Origin of the sequence: Prosthecobacter sp. (genome assembly GCF_044222345.1) — a bacterium.
Classification (GTDB): Bacteria; Verrucomicrobiota; Verrucomicrobiia; order Verrucomicrobiales; family Verrucomicrobiaceae; genus Prosthecobacter.
The window spans coordinates 1-3,841 of the sequence record NZ_JBGANL010000140.1 but is presented as its reverse complement, the minus strand read 5'-3'; the positions used below and the strand labels follow the sequence as shown (position 1 = coordinate 3,841).

The window sequence follows — 3,841 nt, the reverse complement described above, 5'->3', positions numbered from 1 at the left end:
GTCACTTGAGGCGCCTTGATGCCTGCTGGCAGCGACTTCGCCAGATCCGTCAGCGCTGTTTCCACCGACTTCGTGAGCTTGACCGTATCCGCGTCAGGTTGCTTCTGGATGCCGAGGATTACGGCGGGCTGGCCGTTGAAGCCGGCATCACCGCGTTTGATGGCCGGCGCAAAGCCGACATCCGCCACCTGTTTGAGCAGGATGGCTCGGCCATTCTTCACCGTGACAGCCAAGCGCTGAAGATCTTCAAGCCTTGAGGTGCGCCCAATATTGCGGATCAGGTACTCCCGGGAGTTGAGTTCCAGGAAGCCGCCGCTGGTATTGGCGGAGAAGCCGCGCAATGCTTCTTCGATCTGCTCCACGGTGACGCCCAGAGCGGCCATGCGGGCCGTATCCGGTTGCACCTGGAACTGGCGCACTTCGCCCCCGATGGGAATCACCTGCGCGATACCGGGGATGGTGAGCAGCCGTGGACGCAGCACATAGTCCGCGTACTCACGTACTGCCATCGACGTGGTCTTGCTTGTGTCGATGGGCAGCGCCAACAGCATGATTTCACCCATGATCGAGGAGACCGGCCCCATGGCGGCGTGATCGACGCCTTGGGGCAGTTGCTCTCTCACCAGGGCAAGACGTTCGCCCACCATCTGCCGTGCCCGGTAGATGTCCGTCGACCAGTCGAAGGTGATGTAGACGAAGCTCAAGCCCACGCTGGAAACGGAGCGAACGCTCTCCACCCCGGGCATGCCGTTCATGGTGGTTTCAATCGGGAAGGTGATGAGCTGCTCCACCTCCTCGGGTGCCATGCCGCCGGCTTCGGTCATGACCGTGACGGTAGGCTTGTTAAGGTTGGGGAAGACGTCAACCGGCATGCGGGTGAGCGTCCAGGCGCCATAGACCATCATCACCACCGACATGACGACGACGGCGAGACGATTTCTAAGGCTGCTGTCGAGTAGCCAGGCGAACATCAGCGTGGCCCTCCATCAGGTGCGAAGAAGTAGCAATTCATGGCGGGCCTCAGCGCACTTGATTGAGCAAGGCAGCGCCTTGCACCACAACGCGGGCACCATCAGCCAGGCCATCCAGCACGGCCACATTGGCACCATCCAGCGCCGCCCAGCGGATCGTGCGGGGCTCGAAACGCTCAGCGCTGGTGTGGGTCCAGACGATGTCCTGGTTGCTCGGATTCTTGAGCACAGCAGATGCGGGGACCGCATGTCCCTTGAGCTTGGTGCGGGTCTTCGCCAGTACCTTCAGCGGCTGACCCACGGCCAGTTCAACCGGCTTGTTTCCCTCGGTGCGGAAGACGATGGGCAATGCACCATCGCGCAATACAGTACCGGACCCCATGAAGCGGAGCGGGATGCTTTGCCCAGGTGTGCCAGAGGCACTTGCGGACTCGATGTTGGCTGAGAGTGCCATGTCAAATCCGGACGCCTCAATCTGCAAGCGCGCAGGATCCACGATCTCGAACAAGAGTTCACGAGGTTCCACGACCTGACCGGCCACCACGCTTGCAGCCGCAATGACACCGGCAACGGGTGCCACCAACGGTTCGCGAGCGACATAGCTGCCGCCACCCGATGAGAGTCGTTCCGTCAGGCTTTGCACTTCGATCCGGACGGACTCAATTTCACGCTGAGGCACGACGCCGTCCAGTTGTTCAAGCCTGGCCAGCTTCCGCTTGGCCTGCTCCAAGTTGACCTTGAGCTCAGGGGTGGCGGACTCGGCAGCGCGGACATAAGCCAATACCTCTCCCTTGGCGACCTTAGCGCCCAAGGACGGAAGACCCTTGGGGCCGGGTTCAATGCGGCCCGAAACGGTGGGTTGCACCTTGCCGCCGGCATTCGGATCTGCCACGACGCGTGCAGTCAGTTCAACGACCTTGGGGAGCTCCTCCGCCTTGACGATGGTGGTGCGGACCTGCAGCTGACGCTGTGCGGACTTGGGCAGAAACACGCTGCCGTCCGGCTGGCGCTTGGGAGAATTGCCACCGGCAACCGGTGCGGCATCGCCATGGTCGTGCCCGGGCCCAGCCTGGGCAACGGGTGCCACGGTGACTGCGGAAACCAGGAGGGACAACAGTGCTGCGGCAAGGACACCGGGACGTGCTGCACCGGCTGACCTGCCCACTTTCAATATCGATGAATGGGATCTCATGATCAGGCTCCATAGGGCGCCGTGCGACGGCGCCTGCTCAAGAAGAAGACGAAGGCAACACCCGCCAGGAGCGCAGCCCCTGCAGCCCAGATCCACCATGCCGGCGTGGATTTCTTGGCATCCACATGACCGGCTTCCGGATCAGGGATGACGAGATTGCCGGCGAGGATGTCCACCTCATCACCCGCCGTGATGGTCAGGCTGATGGGATAGGTGCCGGGCTTGGTGAAGGACAGACCTTCAAAGTCATAGTCGGCATGCTCGGCACTGAATTTGCCGATGCCTTTGAACGCGCCGCTTTCAAGTTCTACCTTTGCGTTGGGAACCGGTTCATTGGTGGCAAAACGATCTATCGTCAAAGACAGGCTGCTGCCATTGACCACGCCGACAACCTCGAACAGATCCGAGTGCGCTTCGAAACGGGGAGACGTGGGAGCACCGGATGCTGCAGGGGCAGCATCACCATGGTCGTGACCCGGGCCAGCCATGGCGGGCTGCGCGCCCAGGGCCAAGAGCATCAACATGCAGGAAACAAACAACTTCATGGGAGCAATCCTTTGGCTTGATTGAGGCGGGAGACAGCACGGCCTTCTTCGAGACGCGCGCGGGATAGAGACAACTCGGCATCGAAGCGCTCGGCTTCGGCACGCAGCCGCGTGACGAGATCGATCTCGCCAAGCTGGAAGGCCTTGGCCAGCCGGGTATGGGTATCGCGTGCCAGAACAGCACGCTGATCCGCCAGGCGCACGATTTCCGATGCCTGCTTCAGGTCGCCTTCAGCAGAATCAGTGGTCGCTTGAACCCGATCCTTCAGGAGAGCAGCCTGTGCCTCCGCTTCCGCAAGTTCCGCCCCGGCCGCAGCGATGCGCGGCGCATTGCGGGACTTGGTGGGAAATGGAATGCGTACCCCGACAAAGAGCGAAGACTCGAACGCTTCACCAAAGAGTCCACGTTCACGCCGTGAGCCCACGGTGAGTTCCGGCGCATCCGCAGTGACACGCGTGGCTTCCGAGTAGCGCGCCCGCTGTGCATTTACAGTGAGCTCGGCCAGTGTGATTTCAGCGTGGGATGGGCCGCTCGGGCTGGCCACTTCGACGTCAGCACCAGGGTCGGTCAGGCCTGTCATTGCCTGGAACAGCCTCAAGGCACGGCGCAGCTTTGCTTCCTGCTCCAGTCGGGTTGCATCGGCCTGGTGTGCAGTCGCGCGAGCCTGGTTGAGATCCACCAAAGCCAGATCACCCGCCTTGACACGTCGGTCGACCTCCATGGCTAGCTGCTTGGCGTCCTCAGCCTTGCGTACAGCCAGATCGCGCTCATTGGTGGCGAGCCTTACGTCCCACCAAAGATCGCGAACTTCACCTGCGACACGCAGACGGGCCGCTTCGACGCGAGCAAGGTTCAGGGCGCCTTCACTTTCAGCGGTGGCTGTCAGGGCGGCCCGAATGCCCGGTGTCTTGAGCGGCAAGCCCAGGTCAGCCTCCCATTCGCGTGCACCGCTGTTGCGGTTCATGCGGTCGGTTCGATGGCCGATGGACAGGCTGGGTGAATCGGCGAGCCAGCTTGAGGCGGCATCGCGCTTGGCGTCCGCTTCGGCTTTACGCTGGTCGAAAGAACGAAGCTCCGGCTGTCGCTGCCAGGCGGCTTCAACGGCTTGCTTGAGCGTGGGCGCCGCCCAAAC

At 62.2% G+C, this 3,841-nt stretch carries 4 protein-coding genes; all 4 read right to left on the bottom strand.

The features are described from left to right. On the bottom strand, positions 1-971 hold a 971-nt coding region (locus ACILSL_RS27250; RefSeq protein WP_395735225.1), incomplete at its 3' end, for an efflux RND transporter permease subunit. Between the two features lie 49 nt (positions 972-1,020). Further along, complete coding sequence (locus ACILSL_RS27245; protein ID WP_395735224.1) at positions 1,021-2,058, bottom strand: efflux RND transporter periplasmic adaptor subunit; 1,038 nt, start codon at positions 2,056-2,058, stop codon at positions 1,021-1,023. 107 nt (positions 2,059-2,165) lie between these two features. Beyond that, positions 2,166-2,687 carry a hypothetical protein gene (locus ACILSL_RS27240; protein ID WP_395735223.1) on the bottom strand — a complete coding sequence of 174 codons (522 nt, stop codon included), beginning with the start codon at positions 2,685-2,687 and terminating at the stop codon, positions 2,166-2,168. 17 nt (positions 2,688-2,704) lie between these two features. Further along, positions 2,705-3,841, bottom strand: a 1,137-nt coding sequence (locus ACILSL_RS27235; RefSeq protein WP_395735222.1) for a TolC family protein, incomplete at its 5' end; no start/stop codon positions are given.